Source organism: Sporosarcina sp. ACRSL, assembly GCF_022346605.1.
Classification (GTDB): Bacteria; Bacillota; Bacilli; order Bacillales_A; family Planococcaceae; genus Sporosarcina.
The window spans coordinates 195,140-218,521 of the sequence record NZ_JAKRNT010000001.1 but is presented as its reverse complement, the minus strand read 5'-3'; the positions used below and the strand labels follow the sequence as shown (position 1 = coordinate 218,521).

The following is a 23,382-nucleotide window of genomic DNA, read 5'->3' as shown; positions in this document are numbered from 1 at the left end:
TTACTGCCTTCTGTTATTATAAATCACTCGCCGAGTTTTTTCTTCTTTTCCGCACGTTCCCGTTCATTTTTATCGAGGATCTTTTTACGCAAACGGATCGATTGCGGTGTCACTTCACAATACTCATCGTCTCCGACATATTGTAACGCTTCCTCCAACGATAATATACGGGGTTTTTTCGTTGTAACTGTTTGGTCTTTCGTTGCGGAACGGACGTTTGTTGCATGCTTAACTTTTGTCAAGTTAATCGTCAAGTCGTTATCACGGTTGTTCTCTCCGACGACCATACCGGCGTAAATTTCTGTTCCCGCTTCTACGAACATGATTCCGCGGTCTTCCAATTGCATTATACTATAACCTGTCACTGTTCCCGTTTCCATCGAGACGAGCACTCCATGACGACGGCCCCCGACTTTTCCTGATGCAACTGGCTTATACGAGTCGAAAGTATGATTAATGATCCCGTATCCTCGCGTAAGTGACAGGAACTCAGTTGAGTAGCCAATCAAACCACGTGCAGGAACGAGGAAAATCAAACGGACTTGTCCATTGCCGTTATTGATCATATCTTGCATTTCGCCTTTACGTTCACCAATCGATTCAATGATGGCTCCGGTATACTCTTCCGGAATATCAATCTGAACACGTTCAACAGGCTCTGAACGAACCCCGTCTATCGTTTTAATAATAACTTCAGGCTTCGATACTTGAAGTTCGAATCCTTCGCGACGCATATTTTCAATTAATATGGATAGATGAAGCTCCCCACGGCCCGAGACGACCCACGCATCCGGTGAATCAGTCGGTTCAACACGCAAAGAAACATCCGTCTGTAATTGCTGTTCGAGTCTTTCTTCGATCTTTCTCGCTGTCACCCACTTGCCTTCTTTCCCTGCGAACGGGCTGTTATTAACGAGGAATGTCATTTGCAGTGTCGGTTCATCGATATGAAGTTCCGGCAATGCTTCCTGGTGATCGGTCGGACAAACTGTTTCACCGACATCAATGTCTTCCATCCCAGAGACCGCGATTAAGTCACCCGCATAGGCTTCTTCGATTTCAATCCTCTTGAGTCCTAGGAATCCATACATTTTCGTTACACGGAAGTTCTTTGTTGATCCGTCACGCTTCAATACAGTTACTTGCTGACCGACTTTCATCGTCCCTCTGAACACGCGTCCGATCCCAATTCTGCCTACGTAATCGTTGTAATCGAGCAACGATACTTGGAACTGAAGCGGTTCGTCCCGATTGTCAACAGGAGCCGGAATATGTTCAACAATTGCATCGAATAATACACGTAGCGTATCTTCCTGATCGGCAGGGTCCGGCGAGAGGCTTGCTGTTCCATTGAATCCGGAAGCATAGACGACCGGGAATTCAAGCTGTTCGTCATTTGCATCCAATTCGATGAAGAGTTCAAGCACTTCATCGACTACTTCTTCGGGACGCGCAAAGTCACGGTCGATTTTATTAACTACGACTATTGGTTTCAAGTTAGTTTCCAATGCTTTTTTCAATACAAACCGAGTTTGCGGCATACATCCCTCAAAGGAGTCGACGACTAATACGACACCATCGACCATTCGCAAGATCCGTTCCACTTCTCCTCCGAAATCAGCATGTCCTGGTGTATCAAGAATATTAATTTTTGTATCTTTATATTCAATCCCTGTATTTTTAGCAAGGATCGTAATACCTCTTTCACGCTCAAGATCATTTGAGTCCATGGCACGTTCTTCTACATGTTCGTTCGACCGGAAAATTCCGGACTGCTTCAAAAGTTGATCGACTAACGTTGTTTTACCGTGGTCTACGTGGGCAATGATCGCTATATTTCGTAAATCATTACGATAGTTTGTCATGTTTTCACTCCGTTATCTTTTATCAGATGTGTAACTGTGATATTATAGCACATGAGAACAGTATTAAAAAACATTTTTCGGGAGATGTTTCATATTGAAGGACGTTAAATGGGTTTTTGTCATCTATTCCCTTGCTGCGGTCGCTGCAATGTGCGGTATTGGTATCGCAGTCGGTATGCGTAGTATCCCCGTTGCTATAATCGCTATCCTCGCACTTATTTTTGTCATGGCGAACGGCTTCAAGACGAAGAAGAAAATGCGCGAACAAGGAATATTATAATTAAGAGAAAATCGAAGCATAAATAGCGATTTCCTCTGCAACAGGCTGAAGGGACTGCAAAATGGCAGTCCCTTATTTATTTTAATTTAATGTAATTCCTAAGGATTTCATCATGCAATCCTGGTCGCGCGACGATAAAAGTATCCTGGCCGAGCAAGTGCGGCGGTTCCCCTTTCAAGTTCGTAGCGATTGCTCCCACTTCATGCGCGATGACAATCCCTCCCGCAATGTCCCATGGGGATAATCGCAAAGACAAATACGCATCGATCCGGCCGGATGAAACATAGGCAAGCTCCATCGCCGCAGAACCGTAAGATCGCGTTCCTCTGCACTTATGAACCATTTCAACAATGGGTTCATTTTCAATTTTTCGATTCGGCGCAACCCAACTTGCGTTAACGCCGATGATCGCCTCCTCAAGCGGAGTGTTCTCAAGCACCGGAAGTCTTTCATCATTAAAGTACGCACCTTCATCTTTAAATGCGTGATAGAAATCATCATTCATGACATCATAGATATAGCCAAGCATTCCGATTCCGTCAGCGTAAATGCCGAGGGAAATTGCAAAATTCCTTTTCTGGTGAATAAAATTCATCGTCCCGTCTATCGGGTCAAGCATCCAAATGATCCCTTCAAGTGAATCGATTTCGTCGCCGAAGCCCTCTTCCCCGAAAATCCGGTGATCCGGGAAATCGTTCTTGATCCGGCGAATGAAAAACCGCTCAATTTCCCGATCGATATTCGTAACGAGATCATTTGCTTCCGCTTTCGAATCAATATCGATCGTACTGAAAAAAGAAATTCTAATTTTATGGCCAGCTTCTTTTATTAGTGATTTTGCATACCGGTCGATCGCACCCCAATTCATATGAACACCTCATTACATCCAAGTTATTTCATTATAGCATATGGCCTCCGCTCAAACAAAAAGGCGCCTTTGCACTGTCCCCCCGGAATGAAGAGTTTCAGTGAAGGCGCCTAATTCGGTTCATCGTCATTCGATTACGCAAAAGCATTGAAAATCTCCAGCTCACCATGTATTTCAGTGAGTCTCTTTTTGCTTTTCTCGATTTGTTTGGAGTCTTTTTCTTGAACGGCATCATACAATGTTGCCAGTTCATAATCCAATTCAAGATGCAAAAGCTTTACATATTCCTTTTCAATTTCAGCTTTACGAATAATATGGACGACTTGTTTCATTACTAACACCCCTTTGATGTCATTTTTTAAACGATGCGTTTTACTTACTTCTAACTTATGCTGTCCATGAAGCTTTTGTTAGTTATAAGCCTTCTTGTATAAGATTCTTCCCCATTTTCTGTTACGATAAACGTGGTTAATGAAATGGAGGAATTAAATTGACAAAAGGTTTTTGGACAACCGATGACTTTAATGTCTTTTCAATCGATGGTTTGGAAAATAGAATGAATGCGCTTCAGACAAGAATACAGCCGAAGTTCGAGTTGATCGGCAAACAGATTTCACTCTATTTATCGTCCCGTGGGACTGGTGAATTTTTTCCCCATGTCGCAAAGCATGCAAGGAGGACAGTCAATCCACCAAATGACAGCTGGGTCGCATTCGCGCCTGCAAAACGCGGTTATAAAGCTTTACCGCATTTCCAAGTTGGCTTATGGGGAACTCATCTCTTCATTATTTTGGCTGTCATTTACGAAAACCCTGATAAGAAAGGCATCGCGGAAAGGCTTAGCAAAAACAGTAAAGTAATCACTTCCTTGCCAAGTGACTTTGTCGTCTCGGGAGACCATATGAAACCTGAAGCGTTTAAAATAGAGAAAATAGGCGCTGAAGGCGTTGAACAGTTATTGGAGAGGCTTACGTCTGTTAAAAAAGCGGAGTTCATTATCGGCAAACATTTGTCTATCACTGAAGCGACTCGTCTTTCGGAACAACAATTTTTAAACGTCGCTGAAGAAACGATCGATCAACTTTTACCGATTTACGATATTATTACCGGAAAAGACTAAAAAGGAAGTGCATAATTATGCACCTCCTCCTTTTTCATTTAAATGTGATCATGTCACCGTCTTGTCCTTCTTTTGCCTTCTTGACAATTCGGTAACTGTTGAACCCGCTTGCTTCTTCGAACTCCTTGAAGATCGTTTTCTCTTCGGCTATAGATGGTACGACTTTCTTGAACGCCTTGTATGCATCCATGAATTTCTCTCGAGCAATTTGCGACTCATAAGCATTCTCCACTGCTTGAAAAAATGCAACGACGTCAATAATTTCTTCGGTTGTCCAATGATGACTGATAGGATAATTATATTCCATTTTTGACAACACCTTTCCTCAAGACCATTTTTTTCTAATTTCCTCAGCTTGCTTTACCATGCGGCCGATTAATTCTTCCACAGTTGGAATGTCTTCAATCATCCCGGCAACTTGTCCGGCCCATCCAAAACCGCTTTGTTCATTGCCATCATGGATGAAACGACGGTTTGCAACACCGCTAATATAGTCTTTCAATTTATCATAATCCGCGTTTTCCGTTTCCATACGTAAAATCTTTTCAGTCCAACTCCCGGAAAGTGCCCTTGCTGGTGCACCGAGCGAACGCTTAATGACAACAGTGCCCGTCTCATCTGTTTCCAAAAGGGCTTGTTTATATTCTTTTGAAGCGTGCACACATTCTTTCGTCGCTATGAATCGCGTACCCATTTCAATGCCCTCAGCCCCTAGTGCATGTGCAGCCATCCAGCCACGGCCGTCTCCAATGCCTCCAGAAGCGATGACAGGTATGTTGACAGCATCCACCACCTGGGGAACTAACACCATTGTGCCGATATCATCACGCCCTAAATGCCCGCCACCCTCATGTCCAACGACCATTACTGCATCAGCACCTAGCGATTCGGCTTTGATGGCTTGTCTCTTCGCAGCGACTAATACAAGCTTCTTTACCTGTGCACCTTTAATATACTCAAAGAAAGGAGCAGGGTTTCCGCCAGTAACGGAAAGGACTGGTACGTTTTCTTCTAACGCGACATCGAGTAATTGATCATATCGCCTTCCGTGTTGTCCAATTGCAAAGTTCACACCGAAAGGCTTCTTCGTCAGCTCTCTCACCTTTCTTATTTCTGACCGTAACGCTTCAGGTGATTCCAAGCTCATCGCTGTAATTTGTCCAAGCCCTCCTGCCTCGGAAACTGCGGCAGCAAGTTCTGAATAGGCAAGATAGGCCAATCCCCCTTGAATGATCGGATAGTCTATTTCTAGTAATTCCGTCACCCTCGTTTTCCATTCCACAAATAACTCCCCCTTATTCTCCTGTTTGTTGAGCATCTAGTCCTTTAATTAATTTAGGATCGACAATTTCATAGCCTTTCTCCCGTAATCCATTGACAATGTCCTCCATGGCGTCGGCTGTCCAGTCTCTGTCATGCATTAACAAGTTAGAGCCATTTCGGAGTAATTCCGTATTGACCATAATATGTGCAATTTTCTCCTTCGTCATATACTCTTTTTCAAAGTCATAGCCATATGACCAATTCATCAATTGCATCCCTTCCTCATGCACTAGAGCTTTACTAAAATCAGTATTCACTCCAAACGGGGCACGGAAAAAAACAGGACGTTCTCCGGTCACTTCTTCCACAATATCGTTAACTGCAATAATTTCTTCACGTTGCTCTTCTTCCGACAACGTCTTTAAATTTGGATGTGTGTTCGTATGATTACCGATAATGAACCCCATATCGTATATTTCTTTTAATATCGCTTTCTTTTCATCGGTTGCAATAAAATGACCATTGACGAAAAAAATCGCAGGAGCTTCTAAACGCTTTAATGTTTTCGCCATATCAAGGGCTCTTTTATCCGGCGCATCGTCTATTGTTAATAATACAACTTTAGGATTTGCTTCATCTATCGGCTCGATCGCAAACGTAACCGGGTTCAATTCGTAAAGCGGAGTCTGTTCGACAACTTCACTTTCATCTTCTGGTTCATCAACTTCTTCGTTCTCGTGCTGTTTATCGACTTCTACAATTTCTTCCGCAGGCTCTTCCGATTCAGCGGATTGTTCATTTCTCTCTACTTCTTCAGGTTTAGCTTCTTCATTGCAAGCTGCCAAAAAGAGCACGGAAAGCAGCGGTATGTATAACAATTTGTGTTTCACGGAATCCTCTCCTTTTCTTATGTCTATGCACTGTTGACTAGATTAATCCTACCATGAGTTGGAATACGGCTTCAATCGAACCTTGGGATGAAATTGATTCGAATTTTTTATTCTTCTTCTCCTTTAAGGAGATTATTTTTGAAAAAGTGATAGAGGGCTGTCCTATATACCGAAAATCGCCAGAACGGCTCCCTTTCCGCGGGCGTCGCCTCAGCCTCCTCACTGCGCTTCGCTCCGTTGCGGGGTCTTCACCTGACGCTTTTCCCGCAGGAGTGTCGCCTTTTCTGGCGATTTTCTAAAGACACCACAAAATAAATTGTGATATCTTCGCTATCTATGAAAATAAACAGAAACCTATAACGGTACGTGAAATAGACCCAACAAAGATTAGTTTTGTCAAAGATCTATAATGCTATATTTGAATGTTTACGAATTGGCTTTAGCTAATTCGTATTCATACATGATTCCATTTTGAATAAAGTGATGTGACTTTCAGCAGCTTATTCACACATTCAATCACAGCAACCTTATTAGGCTTATCCAAGAGTTTTTTCCATACGTCCTTGAGATCTCCGAATCTAGGAAACGATATGAGTACTTGGAATTCAGTACGTTCCTTCAAACACTCTACTAACCATGGTCTTGGTCTGTACCACTAATATTAGTATGATTACGTTGAGTTGGCGGATTTCATGTATTTTCCAATTGATTGGAGTGGAGATTGGCGACTCCTGCGGGAACAGCGCGAGCTGAAGACCCCGCAGGCACGCAGTGACGAGGAGGCTGAAGCCGTGCCCGCGGAAAGCGTCCAATCGAAACGGAAATCAATGGTATTTGAGGTAGGCTAAAAATTTCTCAATTAACCTTAAACACTTTACTTATATTTACATGAAATTGAAAAAGCGTCCGGTGCATTGTACGACCGGACGCTACGTGTCTATAAACTATTACTTTGTAATCATATGAATCGGTTTACCAAGAGCTACTTCTGCAGCTTCCATGGATATTTCACCGAGTGTTGGGTGCGCGTGGATTGTCATAGCGATGTCTTCCAAAGTCATTCCTGCTTCAATTGCAAGACCGAGCTCAGCGATCATGTCAGATGCATTTTCACCGACGATTTGTGCACCTAATAGAAGCCCGTCTTCTTTGCGTGAAACAAGCTTGACGAATCCGTCAGTTGCGTTAAGTGCAAGTGCACGGCCATTCGCAGCAAACGGGAATTTGCCCGCAACTACATCATAACCTTGATCTTTTGCTTGTTGTTCATTTAATCCGACTGTAGCAAGCTCCGGATCCGTGAAGCAGACCGCTGGAATTGCCAAATAGTCGACTTCGGATTTTTCTCCAGAAATCGCTTCTGCAGCGACTTTCGCTTCATAAGAAGCTTTGTGTGCAAGCTGAGGACCGGAGACGATATCACCGATTGCATAGATGTTCGGGATGCTCGTGCGGCATTGCTTATCCACATCGATCAGACCACGTTCAAGGAATTTGATGCCCATTTCTTCGAGTCCAATTTCATCCGTATTCGGACGACGACCAACCGTAACTAGAACGTAATCTGCTTCAACCTTTTGCTCTTCGCCTTTTGCTTCATACGTTACAATTACGCCATTGTCAGTTTCTTCAACGCCTTTGGCTGATGCTTTGACGACGATTTCGACGCCTTTTTTCTTCAAGCCTTTTTTAACGATTTGCGTCATCTGTTTTTCGAAGCCAGCTAGAATGTCGTCTGCCCCTTCGATAATTGTTACTTTAGAACCGAGGTTTGCATAAGCTGAACCGAGTTCAGTACCGATATAACCGCCACCGATAACAACAAGATGTCCAGGTACTTCTTCCAAGTTAAGAGCGCCTGTGGAATTAATAACGCGCTTTGAAAATTTGAATGTAGGAATTTCTACTGGTCGTGAACCTGTCGCAATAATTGCATTTTTAAATTTGTACGTCTGTGAAGATGTCTCGTCCATCACTTTAGCAGTGTTTGCGTCAACAAAGTATGCTTCACCTTTCACAATGTCCACTTTGTTTCCTTTGAGAAGTCCTTCAACACCACCCGTCAACTTCTTGACGACGCCGTCTTTGAACGCTTGTGCTTTAGAAAAGTCAAGCTTCACATCAGTTGCTGTAATTCCCATATCATCGGAATCTTTTGCGGACGCATAACGGTGCCCGACAGAGATGAGTGCTTTCGAAGGTATACAACCTACGTTAAGACAAACCCCACCAAGACTTCCTTTTTCAACGATTGTAACTTTTTGTCCTAATTGAGCTGCACGGATTGCAGCTACATATCCTCCAGGACCGGATCCTACAACAAGCGTATCTACTTCGATTGGAAAGTCACCCACTACCATTTTTTACGCCTCCATTAATAAAAGTTCTGGATTACCGAGCAATTTCTTAATGTGATTCAAAGCCTGCTGACCTGTAACACCATCAATTACACGGTGATCGAATACCAATGATAATGCTAACATAGGTGCGGCTACAATTTCACCATTTTTGACTATTGGTTTTTCAGAAATACGACCAATTCCGAGAATTGCAACTTCCGGATGATTGATAATTGGCGTGAACCATTGTCCACCTGCAGAGCCGATATTCGTGATAGAGCAAGATGCACCCTTCATCTCGGCAGGGCTTAATTTGCCGTCTCGTGCTTTTTCTGCAAGTTGGCTAATTTCATCTGAAATGGCAAATACCGATTTTCGATCTGCATGTTTAATGACCGGTACGAGCAGACCGCGTTCTGTATCCGCCGCAATCCCAATATTGTAATAATGCTTTTGAATGATTTCCTCTTTTTCATCATCAAGAGACGTGTTTAATTGAGGGAATTCACGCAATGTAGATACGAGCGCCTTTACAACGTATGGAAGGTATGTGAGCTTAATATCCTTTTCAGCTGCAATCGCTTTGAATTTCTTACGATGCGCCACGAGCTCTGTCACGTCGACTTCATCCAACAGCGTCACATGAGGTGCTGTATGCTTGGAATTGACCATCGCCTTCGCGATGACTTTCCTTATTCCAGACATTTTTTCACGTGTTTCAGGGAAATCGCCTTCTAATTCAACCGGCGCAGCAGGCTTCGCTCCAGTTTCTTGCGTTTCAACTTCGACTGCAGTTTGTGACTCTTCAACCGATTGTGCAGGCTGCTGTTGGTCACCATTTAGGAAGGCCTCGATGTCCTCTTTCAAAATACGGCCATTTCTACCTGTCCCTTGTACTTGACGGATATCGACATCTTGTTCCCGTGCAAATTTACGGACGGATGGCATGGCAATGACACGCTTAGATGCTTCATCACCTTGCTGCTCTTGTGAAGACGGAGTAGTTTGCTTATTCTCAGGCTGATCCTTCTTTAATTCTTCTTTATTAATTTCCTGACCTGCTTCTGCAGTTGCCTGGACTTGTGCTTCAGTTTCTTCTTTGCCCTCTTCCTCAACTTCAGGACTTTCATACCCTGGAGCGTCAATACGGATCAATACATCACCGACGACAGCAACTTTACCTTCTTCAACGAGAATCTCCTCAACTGTGCCTGTTACAGGTGACGGGATCTCTACAACTGCTTTATCGTTCTGGACTTCAAGAAGCGTGTCGTCTTCATTGATTTTATCGCCTTTGGCAACGAACCATTTTACGACTTCGCCTTCGTGAATCCCTTCCCCGATATCTGGCAAACGGAATTCAAATGCCACAAGAATCACCCTTTCTTATCAGAGTTACAATCAGAATGTCAATACTTTTTTAGCTGTTTCAATAATATCATTTGCATCCGGCAACCAAGCATTTTCACCTTGGGCGAACGGATAGACTGTGTCAGGAGCTGTCACTCGCAAAACTGGTGCTTCCAAGCTCAAAATCGCTCGCTCTGTGATTTCCGAAACGACGTTCGCAGCGATTCCAGCTTGTTTTTGCGCTTCTTGGACAACAATTGCACGATTCGTCTTCTCGACAGAAGCGATAATTGTTTCAATATCCAATGGTTGAACAGTTCGCAAGTCAACCACCTCTACTGAGTGCCCTTCCTTTTCAAGTGCTTCTGCAGCTTTCAAGCTTTCGTGCACCATCGCTCCGTACGTAATAATCGAAAGGTCTGTACCTTCGCGCTTCACATCCGCTTTTCCTAAAGGAATCGTATATGCTTCCTCTGGAACTTCCTGTCTGAATGAACGGTACAGTTTCATATGCTCTAAGAAGACAACTGGATTTTCATCACGGATGGCCGAGATCAATAATCCTTTTGCGTCATACGGCGTAGAAGGAATAACTACTGTCAAGCCAGGTTGAGAGGCAACGATCCCTTCAAAACTGTCCGCATGCATTTCTGGTGTCGCAACACCACCGCCGAATGGTGACCGAATCGTCACCGGCGCGTTGTATCTCCCGCCTGTACGGAAAGATTGACGTGCCAATTGGCCACTGATTGAGTCAATTACTTCAAATAGGAAACCGAAAAACTGGATTTCCATAACTGGACGGAAGCCTGTAAGCGACAGCCCAACTGCAAGCCCGCCAATACCTGATTCAGCAAGAGGCGTATCAAAGACACGTTCCTCACCAAACTCTTTTTGCAAACCTTCTGTAGCGCGGAAAACACCGCCGTTAACGCCAACGTCTTCACCGAAGACGAGGACGTTTTCATCATTTTTCAGCTCCGTGCGCATTGCATCGGTAATTGCTTGAATCATCGTCATTTGTGCCATCGGTTACTTCGACTCCTTCTCTGTATACAAATCAAATTGCTCCTGCAAATTGAATGGCATGTCGCCTTTGTACATAATTTTCATGAAATCAGTCACTTTTTGTTTTGGTGCAGCATCAGCCTGCTTAATAGCCTCTTTGATTTCTTCCTTCGCACGCTCGATCACTTCGTTTTCCTTCTCTTCATTCCAAATTCCTTTGCCTTCAAGGTATTTGCGGAAACGGACGAGCGGATCGCGTTTTTCCCATTCATTATCCGTATCTGACGTACGGTAGCGTGTAGGGTCATCCCCTGCCATCGTATGTGGACCATAGCGGTAGCACATTGTCTCAATTAAAGTAGGGCCTTCGCCATTAATGGCGCGTTCTCTTGCATCGCGTGTTGCAACGTAAACAGCAAGGGCATCCATTCCATCGACAAGAATACTCGGGATTCCTGCCGCCACACCTTTTTGCGCTAGAGTTTTAGCAGCCGTTTGCAGTTCACGAGGCGTCGAAATCGCATATTGGTTATTTTGAACGACGAAAATTGCAGGCGAGCGGTATGCTCCAGCAAAGTTTATACCTTCATAGAAATCACCTTGCGATGTTCCACCGTCTCCCGTATACGTCATTGCAACCGCTTTAATGCCGCGTTTTTGGAATCCGAGTGCAACACCTGCAGCCTGGATATATTGGGCACCGATAATGATTTGAGGAAATAGCACGTTCAACCCTTCCGGAAACGCGCTTCCTAAATAATGCCCTCGGGACCATAAGAACGCCATATGTAACGGTAAGCCATGGAAAATAAGTTGCGGGACATCCCTATAACCTGGAAGAATGAAGTCCTCTTTTTCAAGTGCAAAATGGGAGGCAAGCTGGGATGCTTCCTGACCTGCAGTCGGCGCATAGAATCCTAGTCTTCCTTGACGGTTTAAAGAAATGGAACGTTGATCCAAAATTCTCGTATAGACCATACGCGTCATCAATTCCGTCAATTCTTCGTCAGATAATTTCGGATCCGCATCTTTGTTGACAATCTCACCTTCTTCATTCAAAATCTGGAACATTTCAAACTGTTCTTCAATAGAATGAAGCGTTTTCACCGGATCGAACTGCTTTTCTTTTTTGGCAGCCATGGCGGCAACTCTCCTTTGTATCTGTATTATTTTTTACTGTTTCTAATAATGATACAATCATCATCTGTAATCAGTATACTGAAAGGGGACAATTAGGTCAATCTCCGTTATTAGTAGCATTTGAGTTTTAATTTGTATTCAGAATTATTCAAAATAACCGTTCTGTACTACTACAATAAAAAGACTGTAGTATAATAGTTTTTTCATAATAGAAAAAAGTAGAGACAATTTTGCCTCCACTTTAATCATTTCCTTTATTCTTCTTGTTCTAAACTTGAAAACACATCATCTTTCAAGGAATTTACTTCTTTCGTTGCTTCATTGAATTCAGAGATGGCGGTTTGAACGATTTCATTTTGTTCATTCACGTCTTTCACCTTTTGCTTTAACTCCGATAGTGTAATATTCTCGGCGGAAAGCATGTTATAAAATTCTTTTTGGATTGCTGCAAGCTTTCTATACTCTTCTACGAATGAAGTATGAAGGTCATATCGCTTAAGCACCGCTTCTTTTAATTTTACAATTTGATTACGTTCTGAATCGGAAGCGTTCTCTATAATTGTATCAAGTTCTAACACAAATGCTTCGGCTTCCTTCATCGCTGCTTCTTCTCTATCCAAATGTTCAAGTCTCTCATCTAATAGACCTTCCAATTCACCCACTTTGGAACGAAGCTTGTCAACATCTTCTTTTGTTAATTCCATTGTTTCAGTAAACGTCTTTTGTTCTGTTTTTTCAAGCTCCGTTAATTTACTTTGCGTAGTACGATATTCAGTTTCCGATTCATTCATTTTCGTCAATGTTTCAGAAAGTTGTTTTTCGGTCGACTGTCCGATACTGCAGCCGGATAATGCTAGCATGCCGATTGCAACTAAACTTACAACTTTTTTCTTCATGTAATTTCCTCCAATCTGAGTTTCACTATAACTGTATCCGTAAAGCAATTCAAGCATGCACAAAAAACCTTTCACCCTTTCCCCCATTGGCTTATAATAGTAGTACAGCATGGTTATCGAAAGGAAGAGTACGCAATGATTTTAATGGACGATATTATTCGTGAAGGACATCCGACACTCCGTAAAATTGCGGAGGAAGTGACATTTCCTTTAACAGATGATGAAAGAAAGCTTTGTAACGATTTACTTGAATATATTATAAATAGCCAGGACGATGAATTATGTGAACGATACGGCTTACGACCAGGCATCGGCCTTGCAGCTCCGCAAGTGAATGTCTCCAAAAGGATTTTCGCTTTGCATATCGAAGAGGAAGAAGGCAAAAAACCGCTCAGTTTCGTCGCTATTAATCCTAAAATTGTCAGCCACTCCGTCGAAAAGACTTATTTAATCTCAGGTGAAGGATGCCTTTCCGTTGACCGGGACGTGGACGGCTTTGTTCCTCGCTATGCTAGAATTACGGTGAAAGCGTTTGATCCAGACGGCAAAGAATATAAAATGAGGCTGAAGGGTCTTCCAGCCATCGCCTTCCAACATGAACTAGATCATTTGAACGGTATAATGTTTTATGATCATATCGACGTCAACGCTCCATTTAAAGTGATACCTGACGCCACCCCACTCGAAAGGGATTAACAAGGAAATCAAATTTGACAGAATTTTTGGTTTCCTGTATAATGTCTTCAAGGAGTGATATGCCCATGTACAAGCGCCTCAAACGTAAACTGTTAAGACGGCTCAATGGCATACTCGGCAAAAAGACGATCGCATAGTTATAGCCCGCCAAGCTGCTTGGCGGGCTTTTCCTTTTCAGTCGAATTGACTAATGAAGAAAATCATCATAGTTTATTTTCAACTACTGTCATGATAAGATGAAGAGAAAGATTCAAACGAACGTAAAAAAGGAGAGTTTACCATGATTTACAAAGTGTACTACCAAGAAAACGCTACACAAGTACCAATCCGAGAAAACACAAAACATTTGTACATTGAAGCCGATTCTATAAGATCCGTCCGCGAAAAGTTAAAAGACCGTGAGTACAATATCGAACTGATCCAGCTACTCGAAGGCGAACATCTCAAATATGAGCAAGCATCCCCTCATTTTGAGCTAGAGCAGGTCTAATCAACATGAAGTTAATAAAAAACAATGAAACAGCCGTTTTCGCCTTAGGCGGACTTGGTGAAATCGGCAAAAACACATATTGTGTGCAATTCCAAGACGAAATCATCCTCATTGATGCGGGTATCAAATTTCCTGAGGACGATCTGCTCGGAATCGATTATGTCATTCCGGACTACACCTATTTAGAACGTAATATCGACAAAATTAAAGGACTCTTCATCACGCACGGTCACGAAGACCATATCGGAGGAATCCCCTATTTGCTACGGAAGGTGAACATTCCCGTCTACGGAAGTAAATTAGCACTTGGATTGCTTCGCAATAAGCTTGATGAGCATGGCCTTCTCCGAACAACAAAAATGGTTGAGTTCAAGGAAGAAGATATTTTCAAATTCAGAAAGACATCCGTCTCCTTCTTCCGGACAACCCATAGTATCCCGGACGCTTTTGGCATTGTCGTCAAAACTCCTTCGGGGAATATCGTCCATACGGGTGATTTCAAATTCGATTTCACACCGGTCGGAGAGCCTGCAAACCTTGCCAAGATGGCGAAAGTCGGCAGTGATGGAGTACTTTGCCTCTTGTCGGATAGTACGAACGCGGAAGTGCCTAATTTCACGATGTCTGAGCGAAAAGTTGGCGATAGCTTGAATGAGATCTTCCGGAAAGTGGACGGAAGAATTATTTTTGCTACATTTGCCTCGAACATCCACCGACTTCAACAAGTAATTGAAGCCGCCGAACATTACGGCCGCAAAATTGCAGTGTTCGGTAGAAGCATGGATAATGCGATCACAATCGGACGGGAACTCGGGTATATTAACGCACCGAAAGATTTGTTCGTCGACACCCAATCACTTAACCGGCTTCCAGCAAATGAAGTGATGATCTTATGTACGGGAAGTCAAGGTGAACCAATGGCCGCCCTATCTCGAATTGCAAATGGGACGCACCGACAAGTGCAAATCCAACCCGGCGATACAGTCATTTTTTCATCTTCGCCGATTCCCGGGAATACATTAAGCGTCAATAAAACAATCAACGCTTTGTTCCGAGCTGGTGCAGAAGTCATTTACGGTGCACTGAATAATATTCATACTTCAGGTCACGGTTCACAAGAAGAGCAAAAGCTAATGCTACGTTTGATCAAACCAAAATTCTTCATGCCGATACACGGCGAATACCGTATGTTGAAAATGCATAAAGATCTTGCGATCGGATGTGATGTCGAACCGGATAACATTTTCATCATGAGCAACGGAGATGTACTTGCGTTGACAGAAGATACGGCAAGAATCGCAGGCAAAATCCCTTCTGGTGATGTATACATTGATGGAAGCGGCATCGGGGATATTGGAAGCGTCGTCTTGCGCGACCGAAAAATTCTTTCAGAAGATGGCTTAGTGATTGTCGTCGCGACAGTCGATAAGAAACGCAATAAAGTTGTCTCAGGGCCAGATATCATTTCCCGCGGTTTTGTATACATGAGGGAATCCGGTATGATGATCAGCGAAGCACAGCATTTGCTTTCGAAGGAATTGAACAAAAAACTAGCAAACTCACCTGCGGAAGCTAGTTCTTTAAAAACGGACATCGTCGATATTCTTTCACCTTATTTATACGATCAGACGAAACGCAGACCAATGGTACTTCCTGTTGTAATGGAAGTTTAATAAAACAAAAAAGTCCCAAGTGCCAACGCACTGGGGCTTTTTCAATGCAAAAAAGACCATTCCTCAATGAAGGGCCTTCTTCTCAAATGTATGAATATCTAAATCTGAACCAATGACAATCAATATGTCGTCCAACTCGATTTCTTCGATTGCTTGTGGTGACACGAGGATATGTGTGCCTCTTTTAATGGCAACGATGTTGACTCCGTATTTTGCCCGGATATCGAGATCGATTAATGTATAGCCAGCCAGTTTTTCATTCGCACGTATTTCCACAATTGAATATTCATCGGAAAGCTCGAGATAGTCCAATATATTATTGGAAACTAAATTGTTTGCAATCCTCTTCCCCATATCCCTCTCCGGATGGACAACTTGGTCAGCCCCAATTTTTTGTAATACTTTGGCATGATAGTCGTTTTGTGCTTTGACCGTAATCCTCTTTACACCAACCTCTTTTAATATCAGTGTTGTCAGTATACTTGCTTGGATATTTTCCCCAATGGCAACGACGACATGTTCGAAATTTCGGATGCCTAATGACCGAAGTGCTGATTCATCAGTAGTATCTGCTGCAACTGCAGTTGTTGCAATTTGCGCGAAGTCATCAACGCGGTCTGGTGAAATATCTATTGCCATAACATCCGCATTCAACGATACTAATTCTCTGACGATACTTCCGCCAAATCGTCCTAATCCAATGACAACAAATTCCTTTTTCATTCCACTCCGCTCCATTCCGATTGATGAATAAGATGAGTGTAACATATTATTTTTACACAAAAAAGAAAGACGACTGCTGTAAAGTCATCTCATGTACGAGTCAGTAATTATTCATTTCTTGCATTAAGCGGTTCACACGCGTTTTTAGCATTTTCATACCACTTCCACCCGCTTGGAAATGGCGCAACCGCCCATGTTTGTCGAAAACGTAATAGGCAGGGACGTACTGGTTGTTAAAGTCGTCCGATAATTGTAAGTCGTTGTCAACAAATATCGGCTCCGTAATGTTATAGCGGTAAGCCGCAGATTTAATCTTCTCCAAATTTACATCGTCTTTCGAACGAGGCATATGCACTGCTATCACATTCAATTTACCTTTATAGTGATCACGGAAATGATTGACATATGGCATGACATCTTTGCATAAACGGCAGCTAACCGACCAAAAATGGATGAGTGTCGGCTTTTCTCCAATTAAATCCACTCTTTCTCTATACCCATTCAACCAGGTTGTTTCCCCTATCAATTCAGGCATTTGATCACCCAACTTCATACGTTACCTCCTCCGTAAAAATCTCCACTGCCTATTCTATGCGGAGAAACTTAAAGTTTGACCTGCATCTATCCATGTGAAATGTTTAGCTTCACTTCAGTAATGGGAATGAAATAGTAAGTGCCTTGCCACTTATAAGAAGAGATACAGGAGGCAATGCCATGTCCATACTTAAAAACGTGGAAAAATTGAATATCACCCGTTCTCATGTGACATTCCTCCTTCCGTTCGGTTTCGATCAAACGAAGAGAAGAGAAATTATCAATAATTTGGAATCAAACGGATACACTCTTTTTCAATTAGAGGGAGATGCACAAAAGGAAGACGATATTTATGGATACGGGATTAAAGTTGTCGGTAAGGAGCTTGAACCATATTTTTATCCTTACATTGAACATAAGCTTTTTCCCGAAACAGATGAAGATAAGGGATTTCATAGGTATACCGCACTTATGAATAAGTCAGACACCATGCAGCTAAGAGATGAATTGTATGATTTTACAGTTCGGAGCGTAGATATCATTTTAGCGCCTTTTGGTATTGCTTTTCTCGCATTGCGTGTTGACATAGGAAAAACCATGGATTTAAGTGATGTTCTCGATTTTATTCAACATTTTCGAGCATTGGATTCCAATCTGAAAGAAAGTAGTGGCGCAACAATTATCATTTGTGAAACGGAACAAACATTTTCCATGTATGATTATTTATTCGAGTATTTATGCCCTTTTTTGAAAAAGAACGTCCAGCATGAAAAGAAGTTGAAAGGGCATTTTGGTTCTCTGCCTTATTTTGAAGATGAAAGGATGTTCGTGTCTTCCTTTCTGATTGCACAAACGGAAACATCTATTTCGGATGAACACTTATTCAGACTCGGAAATGTAAATGGAAAGACGCCTGAAGGTCATCCTTTTATTTCTTCAACGAATCCGAACTATATTCAACGTGTTTTATCAAATTCGTCACACGATCGATGGGCTCCCCATTTGTATATGCTAGTGACCGAACACGGTTTCTCCACCATTTCCAATCGGCCAACCGCTGAATTGAGGGATGAGTTGTCTGAGCACATGGGGACGCATTACTATAATATGCTTCTTCATTATTTTTACAAAATGATGCTACTCCGTGTCTCCTTCGAGTACAGTGAAATCGAGTGGAAAAAGGATGAATCTTACGTAAAGTCACTCATCCAGCTGATTAACGTTTTCTCATCCTCCTATTATTTCAAAGAAATTAGTACTCGAACAGAAGGAAAGGAATTATCAGAGATGTTCAGGAAGATCTTTCACATTGACTCCCTGTTTAATGAAGCTAGCAAAACTTTACAAGAATTGTATAAAAGCCAGGAAAACAGCCAAGCTGATCGTTTGAACATGCTACTATTCATTTTGACAATTTTCACTGTCATTTCCGGCATTTATGGCATGAATCTCGTGATTTCTGACTGGGAATCCCCTTCTGGCTGGAAAGAATATTCCTCCTATACGATTTTCGAATGGATTTCGCTTATTACAGCAGTCTCTGGTATCGGTTTATCAGCTTTTTTAATTTTTTCCACAGTTGGAAAAATGCTTATGCGAAATCGGCGCAAGAACAAGCTTGACATGCATGACTAATATTACCATCACATGCCAGAGTCCTTTTAATAGGATTCTGTTTTTTTTTTGAAAAAACATCTTGATTTTCGAGGTTTTTTTTGTATAATTGAGTAGGCTTATAGTAAACACAAAGTACAGTAATACTAAACTCGGTAATTCAGGAAGGAATTGTCGACCATGCAAATCGGGAGTAAAATCAAAAGTCTTCGATTAAAAAAAGGACTGACGCAAGAAGAATTGGGAGAGAGGACCGATCTTACGAAAGGTTATATTTCACAGTTGGAACGTGAACTCACATCCCCATCCATCGAAACTCTCTTTTCCTTGTTGGAGGTTCTAGGAACAACACCGAAAGAGTTTTTTGATGAACCCAAAAAAAATATGAAAGTAGTTTATTCGCCTGACGATCAAACAACCTATGTCAATGATGAACTAAAATATAGCATCCGCTGGCTCGTTCCCCGTTCGAATGAAAACGAGATGGAGCCGATTCATATTTCATTCGCGGAAAACGGTGAATTCAAGCAATTTGAACCATCACTTGCAGAAACGTTCATTTATGTTCTTTCAGGGAAAGTTGAAATTGAATTAGGTAAACGGACTTTCATAGCTACTGAGGGAGATTCGGTCTATTACGAAGCATCTGATCATCATCGAATCTTAAATGCAAATGACGGTCCGAGTGAATTGCTGCTTGTAGCAACAGAATCTTATTTATGAAGGGGGAAAACACACAATGACAAATCAGCCGATTATCCGTTTTGAAAATGTCAGCAAGATATACGGCGACGGAACGACTGTACTGGACAATGTCTCATTTGAATTGGAGCGCGGAAAGTTTTACACATTATTAGGTCCTTCCGGATGCGGAAAGACGACGATCCTAAGATTAATCGCAGGATTTATCGAACCGACGGAAGGTTCAATTTACTTTAACGGCAAAAAGATTAACGATGTCCCGGCAAACGAACGCCAAGTGAATACGGTATTCCAAGACTATGCCCTTTTCCCCCATTTGAACGTGTATGAAAATATCGCATTCGGGCTGAGGATTAAAAAGGTGAAAAAGGATGAAATCGATTCAAGGGTGAAAGAAGCGTTAAAATTCGTCAATTTGGCTGGATATGAAAATCGTGAAATAACGGAGATGTCCGGCGGCCAACGGCAACGAGTCGCGATTGCAAGGGCGATTGTCAACGACCCCGAAGTGATCTTGCTCGATGAGCCGCTATCTGCTCTCGATTTGAAGCTTCGATCTGAAATGCAATATGAACTCCGTGAATTACAACAACGACTTGGCAAGACATTTGTCTTCGTCACTCATGACCAGGAAGAAGCGCTTGCCATGTCCGATGAGATTTTCGTCATGAATGTCGGTGCTATCCAGCAATCGGGCACTCCCCTCGACATTTACGACGAACCAATCAATCGATTTGTCGCAGATTTCATCGGTGAATCCAATATTGTTTCAGGAAGGATGATTGAGGATTACGTAGTTGAATTCACTGGAAAACGATTCGATTGTGCAGATGCGGGACTGCAGCCTAACGAGAAAGTCGATATTGTACTTAGACCCGAAGACTTGGAAATTACGACAGTCGACAAAGGAAAACTAAATGTCACTGTCGATACCCAGCTGTTCCGAGGTGTCCACTACGAACTGTCGACATATGATAAAGACGGAAATGAATGGCTCGTCCATTCCACGAAGAAAGCGGAAGTCGGATCGACGATCGGTCTTGACTTTGATCCGGAAGATATTCATGTCATGCGGTTGAATGAATCGGAAGAGGATTACGATGCAAGACTTGAATCTTATGGAGCGAACGCCCATGAATAATAATCGCCTGCGTTCGATCTACTCGATTCCTTATACAGCGTGGATCCTGTTATTCGTCCTGGCACCGATCGCATTGATCGTTTATTATTCATTTTTCGACTTAACAGGCAACTTCACGCTTTCGAACTACAGGAACTTTTTTTCTTCGGTTTATCTTACATTGACGATCAGCTCATTTTGGTATGCTTTCTTAATTACGTTCTTTTCATTGCTGATCGCTTATCCAACTGCGTATTTACTCACGAAGACAAAGCATAAGCACCTTTGGCTTTTGCTTATTATCATCCCTTCGTGGATCAATCTTTTACTGAAAACATACGCTTTCATCGGACTAATGGGACTATACGGTCCATTGAATGCATTTCTAGAAACGATTGGCATTGGCAAACAACAAATTCTATTTACGGATTTCAGTTTCGTATTCGTTTCCGTTTATATTTTCATTCCGTTCATGATCTTGCCGATATTTAACGCGCTCGACAAATTGAATCCTACCTTGATCGACGCATCGCGTGACCTCGGCGCAAATTCATGGACAACTTTCAGAAGGGTCATTTGGCCTTTAACGATTAATGGTGTGAAATCGGGCATTCAAGTCGTTTTCATCCCTGCCTTGTCATTGTTCATGATTACGAGGCTCATTGCTGGTAATAAAGTGATTACGCTCGGGACTGCCATTGAACAACAATTTCTAGTGACGCAAAACTGGGGAATGGGATCGACAATCGCCGTCTTCCTCATTGTCTTCATGTTCATCATCATGCTTGTCACAAATGGAAAAGAGAAGGGAGCATCGGGTAATGGAACGAATAGGTAAACTCCCTAAACTATATTTGGCGATCGTCTTCATCATTTTGTATGCTCCGATCTTCTATTTGATTTTCTACTCCTTTAATTCGGGAGGTGGGATGTCCAATTTCGAAGATTTTACATGGGAGCATTATGCAGCTGTTTTTGAGGATAAGCGTTTGATCATCATTCTCCTCAATACAATCATCATTGCCCTGCTCTCTGCCTTATTATCAACGACAATTGGTGTTATAGGTGCGTTGGCCATTTATTTCATGCGCAATAAAAAAATGAGGAACGCCGTTCTTTCCATGAATAATATTTTGATGGTCAGCCCAGATGTCATTATCGGGGCGTCCTTCCTCATTTTGTTTACGATGGTCGGTGTGAAGCTCGGATTCGCTTCTGTCCTCATTTCCCATATTGCCTTCAGTATACCGATTGTCGTCATTATGGTATTGCCGAAACTAAGGGAGATGCATCCGACATTGATAGATGCTGCACTTGATCTTGGTGCTTCACGGAAAGACGTTATGACGAGGGTCATTTTGCCATTCATCAAGCCCGGCATTTTCGCTGGATTCTTCCTTGCACTGACGTATTCGCTTGATGACTTTGCCGTCACCTTCTTCGTTACAGGAAATGGGTTCTCGACATTATCCGTTGAAATCTATTCGATGGCAAGAACAGGAATCAGTTTGACGATCAATGCACTTTCAGGCCTCATATTTATCGTCACAGTCGCTCTAGTGCTTGGCTATTATGCACTTAACCGTAAAATGAAGGCACCTCTAGCGGGGGTGAAAAAATGAAGTCAATTATCAATTCAGCAATCCTGATCCTTCTCATTTCCGGCATTTTGCTTTTCATTAACGCGAAGTTGAATGAAGGGAGCAAATCGGGCAAAGGTACGGTAACAGTTTATAACTGGGGAGAATATATCGACCCTGATCTAATTGAGCAATTTGAAGAAGAAACAGGTATCAAAGTCGTCTATGAAACCTTCGATTCGAATGAAGCGATGATGAGCAAAATTGAACAAGGCGGCACGTCTTACGATATATCTGTTCCATCAGAATATATGGTTGAAATGATGTCGGAAAAGGATCTCTTGTTACCGATTGACTATAGCCAAATTCCAAATATAGAACATATCGACCCATACTTTTTAGATTTGGCATTCGATCCCGGCAATCAGTATTCGATCCCTTATTTCTGGGGTACTGTAGGAATTGCATTCAATCCGACTTTACTTGAAGGACAAACGTTCGAAAGTTGGGATGATCTTTGGGATCCTTCCTTAAAGCAACAAGTGATTCTTGTCGACGGTGCTCGTGAAACGGTCGGCATGGCCCTTAACTCGTTAGGACACTCTTTGAATTCGACCGATCTAGGAGAGCTTCGAGAAGCGATAGACAAGTTGAAGACGTTAAGTCCGAATGTCAAAGCAGTCATCGGTGATGAAGTCACCCAGTTGATGATTAATAATGAAGCTGCCGTATCACTGACTTGGTCCGGTCAAGCAGCTGATATGATGTATGAAAACGAGGACATTGATTTTGTTGTCCCTAATGAAGGTTCGAATTTATGGTTTGATAATTTTGTCATTCCGAAAACGGCCAAAAACATTGAAGGTGCACATGCCTTCATTAACTTCATGCTTGATCCTGAAGTAGCGGCACAAAATGCTGATTACGTAGGATACTCAACTCCGAATTTATCAGCACTTGACTTGATGGATCCTGAAGTCGTCGAGGACGAACGTTTTTACCCAGATGAAGAAACAAGAAGCCACTTGGAAGTTTATAAAAACTTAGGACTTGAATTATTAGGCGTTTACAATGAACTATTCTTGGAGTTCAAAATGGATATGAGATGATATCGTAACCGTCCTTCGACCGTTTATATGGTTAAGGGCGGTTATTCTGTATGAATGAACGTGACGGAGTCGTTTCTGTTAAATAATGATTTGCTTCTATGGTAAAGTGGAATAATAACAAG

Annotated in this window: 25 protein-coding genes; 12 read left to right on the top strand and 13 right to left on the bottom strand. The window is 42.4% G+C overall.

The window, feature by feature from the left end; genetic code table 11:
• Positions 1–23: 23 nt before the first annotated feature.
• On the bottom strand, positions 24–1,865 hold the full coding sequence (gene typA / locus MHZ92_RS01265; RefSeq protein ID WP_239429677.1) for a translational GTPase TypA: 1,842 nt from the start codon (positions 1,863–1,865) through the stop codon (positions 24–26).
• A 94-nt stretch (positions 1,866–1,959) separates the two neighbouring features.
• Here typA and MHZ92_RS01260 point away from each other — a divergent pair, with 94 nt between their 5' ends.
• A complete protein-coding gene (locus MHZ92_RS01260; RefSeq protein ID WP_239429676.1) occupies positions 1,960–2,145 on the top strand; it encodes a YlaF family protein in 186 nt (61 codons plus the stop codon).
• Between the two features lie 76 nt (positions 2,146–2,221).
• Here MHZ92_RS01260 and MHZ92_RS01255 read toward each other — a convergent pair whose 3' ends face one another.
• A complete protein-coding gene (locus MHZ92_RS01255) occupies positions 2,222–3,013 on the bottom strand; it encodes an inositol monophosphatase family protein (RefSeq protein WP_239429675.1) in 792 nt (263 codons plus the stop codon).
• A gap of 134 nt (positions 3,014–3,147) precedes the next feature.
• On the bottom strand, positions 3,148–3,345 hold the full coding sequence (locus MHZ92_RS01250) for a hypothetical protein (protein WP_239429674.1): 198 nt from the start codon (positions 3,343–3,345) through the stop codon (positions 3,148–3,150).
• 158 nt (positions 3,346–3,503) lie between these two features.
• Between MHZ92_RS01250 and MHZ92_RS01245 the strand changes: the two genes are divergently transcribed.
• Positions 3,504–4,133, top strand: coding sequence for a YktB family protein (locus MHZ92_RS01245; protein WP_239429673.1), 630 nt, complete (start codon positions 3,504–3,506; stop codon positions 4,131–4,133).
• Positions 4,134–4,167: 34 nt separating this feature from the next.
• Here the strand turns inward: MHZ92_RS01245 and MHZ92_RS01240 are convergent, their stop codons facing one another.
• Genes MHZ92_RS01240 through MHZ92_RS01230 form a run of 3 tightly spaced genes read right to left on the bottom strand, consistent with a single transcriptional unit; the run spans position 4,168 to position 6,286 of the window.
• Entirely contained in the window at positions 4,168–4,440 is a 273-nt protein-coding gene (locus MHZ92_RS01240; RefSeq protein ID WP_239429672.1) for a UPF0223 family protein, read from the bottom strand.
• Positions 4,441–4,458: 18 nt separating this feature from the next.
• Complete coding sequence (locus tag MHZ92_RS01235) at positions 4,459–5,415, bottom strand: NAD(P)H-dependent flavin oxidoreductase (protein ID WP_239429671.1); 957 nt, start codon at positions 5,413–5,415, stop codon at positions 4,459–4,461.
• 13 nt (positions 5,416–5,428) lie between these two features.
• Entirely contained in the window at positions 5,429–6,286 is an 858-nt protein-coding gene (locus MHZ92_RS01230) for a polysaccharide deacetylase family protein (protein ID WP_239429670.1), read from the bottom strand.
• A gap of 692 nt (positions 6,287–6,978) precedes the next feature.
• Between MHZ92_RS01230 and MHZ92_RS01225 the strand changes: the two genes are divergently transcribed.
• On the top strand, positions 6,979–7,134 hold the full coding sequence (locus MHZ92_RS01225) for a hypothetical protein (protein WP_239429669.1): 156 nt from the start codon (positions 6,979–6,981) through the stop codon (positions 7,132–7,134).
• Positions 7,135–7,233: 99 nt separating this feature from the next.
• Here MHZ92_RS01225 and lpdA read toward each other — a convergent pair whose 3' ends face one another.
• From lpdA to MHZ92_RS01200, 5 genes are all read right to left on the bottom strand, one after another.
• The gene (lpdA, locus tag MHZ92_RS01220) at positions 7,234–8,646 is read right to left on the bottom strand and encodes a dihydrolipoyl dehydrogenase (protein ID WP_239429668.1); all 1,413 of its coding nucleotides are present in this window, start codon (positions 8,644–8,646) and stop codon (positions 7,234–7,236) included.
• Positions 8,647–8,649: 3 nt separating this feature from the next.
• A complete protein-coding gene (locus MHZ92_RS01215; RefSeq protein ID WP_239429667.1) occupies positions 8,650–9,996 on the bottom strand; it encodes a dihydrolipoamide acetyltransferase family protein in 1,347 nt (448 codons plus the stop codon).
• Positions 9,997–10,026: 30 nt separating this feature from the next.
• Positions 10,027–11,004: an alpha-ketoacid dehydrogenase subunit beta gene (locus MHZ92_RS01210; protein ID WP_239429666.1), complete on the bottom strand. Its 978-nt coding sequence runs from the start codon at positions 11,002–11,004 to the stop codon at positions 10,027–10,029.
• Between the two features lie 3 nt (positions 11,005–11,007).
• Positions 11,008–12,123: a pyruvate dehydrogenase (acetyl-transferring) E1 component subunit alpha gene (pdhA, locus tag MHZ92_RS01205; RefSeq protein WP_239429665.1), complete on the bottom strand. Its 1,116-nt coding sequence runs from the start codon at positions 12,121–12,123 to the stop codon at positions 11,008–11,010.
• A gap of 254 nt (positions 12,124–12,377) precedes the next feature.
• Positions 12,378–13,019 (bottom strand): YkyA family protein, encoded by a 642-nt coding sequence (locus MHZ92_RS01200; RefSeq protein ID WP_239429664.1) that lies wholly within the window; start codon positions 13,017–13,019, stop codon positions 12,378–12,380.
• 135 nt (positions 13,020–13,154) lie between these two features.
• Here MHZ92_RS01200 and def point away from each other — a divergent pair, with 135 nt between their 5' ends.
• The 3 genes from def (at position 13,155) to rnjA (ending at position 15,878) form a co-directional block, all read left to right on the top strand.
• Positions 13,155–13,715 carry a peptide deformylase gene (gene def / locus MHZ92_RS01195; protein ID WP_239429663.1) on the top strand — a complete coding sequence of 187 codons (561 nt, stop codon included), beginning with the start codon at positions 13,155–13,157 and terminating at the stop codon, positions 13,713–13,715.
• A gap of 280 nt (positions 13,716–13,995) precedes the next feature.
• A complete protein-coding gene (locus MHZ92_RS01190; RefSeq protein WP_239429662.1) occupies positions 13,996–14,205 on the top strand; it encodes a DNA-dependent RNA polymerase subunit epsilon in 210 nt (69 codons plus the stop codon).
• Between the two features lie 5 nt (positions 14,206–14,210).
• On the top strand, positions 14,211–15,878 hold the full coding sequence (gene rnjA / locus MHZ92_RS01185; RefSeq protein WP_239429661.1) for a ribonuclease J1: 1,668 nt from the start codon (positions 14,211–14,213) through the stop codon (positions 15,876–15,878).
• 63 nt (positions 15,879–15,941) lie between these two features.
• On the opposite strand, the gene MHZ92_RS01180 is transcribed toward rnjA, so the two are convergent.
• Positions 15,942–16,601: a potassium channel family protein gene (locus MHZ92_RS01180; RefSeq protein WP_239429660.1), complete on the bottom strand. Its 660-nt coding sequence runs from the start codon at positions 16,599–16,601 to the stop codon at positions 15,942–15,944.
• A gap of 100 nt (positions 16,602–16,701) precedes the next feature.
• Positions 16,702–17,154 (bottom strand): TlpA family protein disulfide reductase, encoded by a 453-nt coding sequence (locus tag MHZ92_RS01175; RefSeq protein WP_239429659.1) that lies wholly within the window; start codon positions 17,152–17,154, stop codon positions 16,702–16,704.
• A 161-nt stretch (positions 17,155–17,315) separates the two neighbouring features.
• Between MHZ92_RS01175 and MHZ92_RS01170 the strand changes: the two genes are divergently transcribed.
• The 6 genes from MHZ92_RS01170 to MHZ92_RS01145 all read left to right on the top strand — a co-directional run bounded on the left by MHZ92_RS01170 (position 17,316) and on the right by MHZ92_RS01145 (position 23,260).
• Positions 17,316–18,770 carry a hypothetical protein gene (locus MHZ92_RS01170; protein ID WP_239429658.1) on the top strand — a complete coding sequence of 485 codons (1,455 nt, stop codon included), beginning with the start codon at positions 17,316–17,318 and terminating at the stop codon, positions 18,768–18,770.
• Between the two features lie 159 nt (positions 18,771–18,929).
• Positions 18,930–19,472, top strand: a complete 543-nt coding sequence (locus MHZ92_RS01165) for a helix-turn-helix domain-containing protein (protein WP_239429657.1) — start codon at positions 18,930–18,932, stop codon at positions 19,470–19,472.
• A 16-nt stretch (positions 19,473–19,488) separates the two neighbouring features.
• A complete protein-coding gene (locus MHZ92_RS01160; protein WP_239429656.1) occupies positions 19,489–20,592 on the top strand; it encodes an ABC transporter ATP-binding protein in 1,104 nt (367 codons plus the stop codon).
• Positions 20,585–21,409, top strand: coding sequence for an ABC transporter permease (locus MHZ92_RS01155; RefSeq protein ID WP_239429655.1), 825 nt, complete (start codon positions 20,585–20,587; stop codon positions 21,407–21,409). Before MHZ92_RS01160 ends, MHZ92_RS01155 begins: the two co-directional genes overlap by 8 nt.
• The gene (locus tag MHZ92_RS01150) at positions 21,393–22,193 is read left to right on the top strand and encodes an ABC transporter permease (protein WP_239429654.1); all 801 of its coding nucleotides are present in this window, start codon (positions 21,393–21,395) and stop codon (positions 22,191–22,193) included. Before MHZ92_RS01155 ends, MHZ92_RS01150 begins: the two co-directional genes overlap by 17 nt.
• A complete protein-coding gene (locus MHZ92_RS01145) occupies positions 22,190–23,260 on the top strand; it encodes an ABC transporter substrate-binding protein (RefSeq protein ID WP_239429653.1) in 1,071 nt (356 codons plus the stop codon). Before MHZ92_RS01150 ends, MHZ92_RS01145 begins: the two co-directional genes overlap by 4 nt.
• Positions 23,261–23,382: the final 122 nt, after the last annotated feature.

Coding starts and splice junctions, on each gene's coding strand:
- MHZ92_RS01160 (WP_239429656.1), top strand. CDS start 19,489: ATGACAAATCAGCCGATTATCCGTTTTGAAAATGTCAGCAAGATATAC.
- MHZ92_RS01190 (WP_239429662.1), top strand. CDS start 13,996: ATGATTTACAAAGTGTACTACCAAGAAAACGCTACACAAGTACCAATC.
- MHZ92_RS01150 (WP_239429654.1), top strand. CDS start 21,393: ATGGAACGAATAGGTAAACTCCCTAAACTATATTTGGCGATCGTCTTC.
- MHZ92_RS01145 (WP_239429653.1), top strand. CDS start 22,190: ATGAAGTCAATTATCAATTCAGCAATCCTGATCCTTCTCATTTCCGGC.
- MHZ92_RS01200 (WP_239429664.1), bottom strand. CDS start 13,019: ATGAAGAAAAAAGTTGTAAGTTTAGTTGCAATCGGCATGCTAGCATTA.
- MHZ92_RS01175 (WP_239429659.1), bottom strand. CDS start 17,154: ATGAAGTTGGGTGATCAAATGCCTGAATTGATAGGGGAAACAACCTGG.
- MHZ92_RS01180 (WP_239429660.1), bottom strand. CDS start 16,601: ATGAAAAAGGAATTTGTTGTCATTGGATTAGGACGATTTGGCGGAAGT.
- MHZ92_RS01255 (WP_239429675.1), bottom strand. CDS start 3,013: ATGAATTGGGGTGCGATCGACCGGTATGCAAAATCACTAATAAAAGAA.
- MHZ92_RS01155 (WP_239429655.1), top strand. CDS start 20,585: ATGAATAATAATCGCCTGCGTTCGATCTACTCGATTCCTTATACAGCG.
- MHZ92_RS01225 (WP_239429669.1), top strand. CDS start 6,979: ATGTATTTTCCAATTGATTGGAGTGGAGATTGGCGACTCCTGCGGGAA.
- MHZ92_RS01210 (WP_239429666.1), bottom strand. CDS start 11,004: ATGGCACAAATGACGATGATTCAAGCAATTACCGATGCAATGCGCACG.
- MHZ92_RS01250 (WP_239429674.1), bottom strand. CDS start 3,345: ATGAAACAAGTCGTCCATATTATTCGTAAAGCTGAAATTGAAAAGGAA.
- MHZ92_RS01170 (WP_239429658.1), top strand. CDS start 17,316: ATGTCCATACTTAAAAACGTGGAAAAATTGAATATCACCCGTTCTCAT.
- rnjA (WP_239429661.1), top strand. CDS start 14,211: ATGAAGTTAATAAAAAACAATGAAACAGCCGTTTTCGCCTTAGGCGGA.
- lpdA (WP_239429668.1), bottom strand. CDS start 8,646: ATGGTAGTGGGTGACTTTCCAATCGAAGTAGATACGCTTGTTGTAGGA.
- pdhA (WP_239429665.1), bottom strand. CDS start 12,123: ATGGCTGCCAAAAAAGAAAAGCAGTTCGATCCGGTGAAAACGCTTCAT.
- typA (WP_239429677.1), bottom strand. CDS start 1,865: ATGACAAACTATCGTAATGATTTACGAAATATAGCGATCATTGCCCAC.
- MHZ92_RS01240 (WP_239429672.1), bottom strand. CDS start 4,440: ATGGAATATAATTATCCTATCAGTCATCATTGGACAACCGAAGAAATT.
- def (WP_239429663.1), top strand. CDS start 13,155: ATGATTTTAATGGACGATATTATTCGTGAAGGACATCCGACACTCCGT.
- MHZ92_RS01165 (WP_239429657.1), top strand. CDS start 18,930: ATGCAAATCGGGAGTAAAATCAAAAGTCTTCGATTAAAAAAAGGACTG.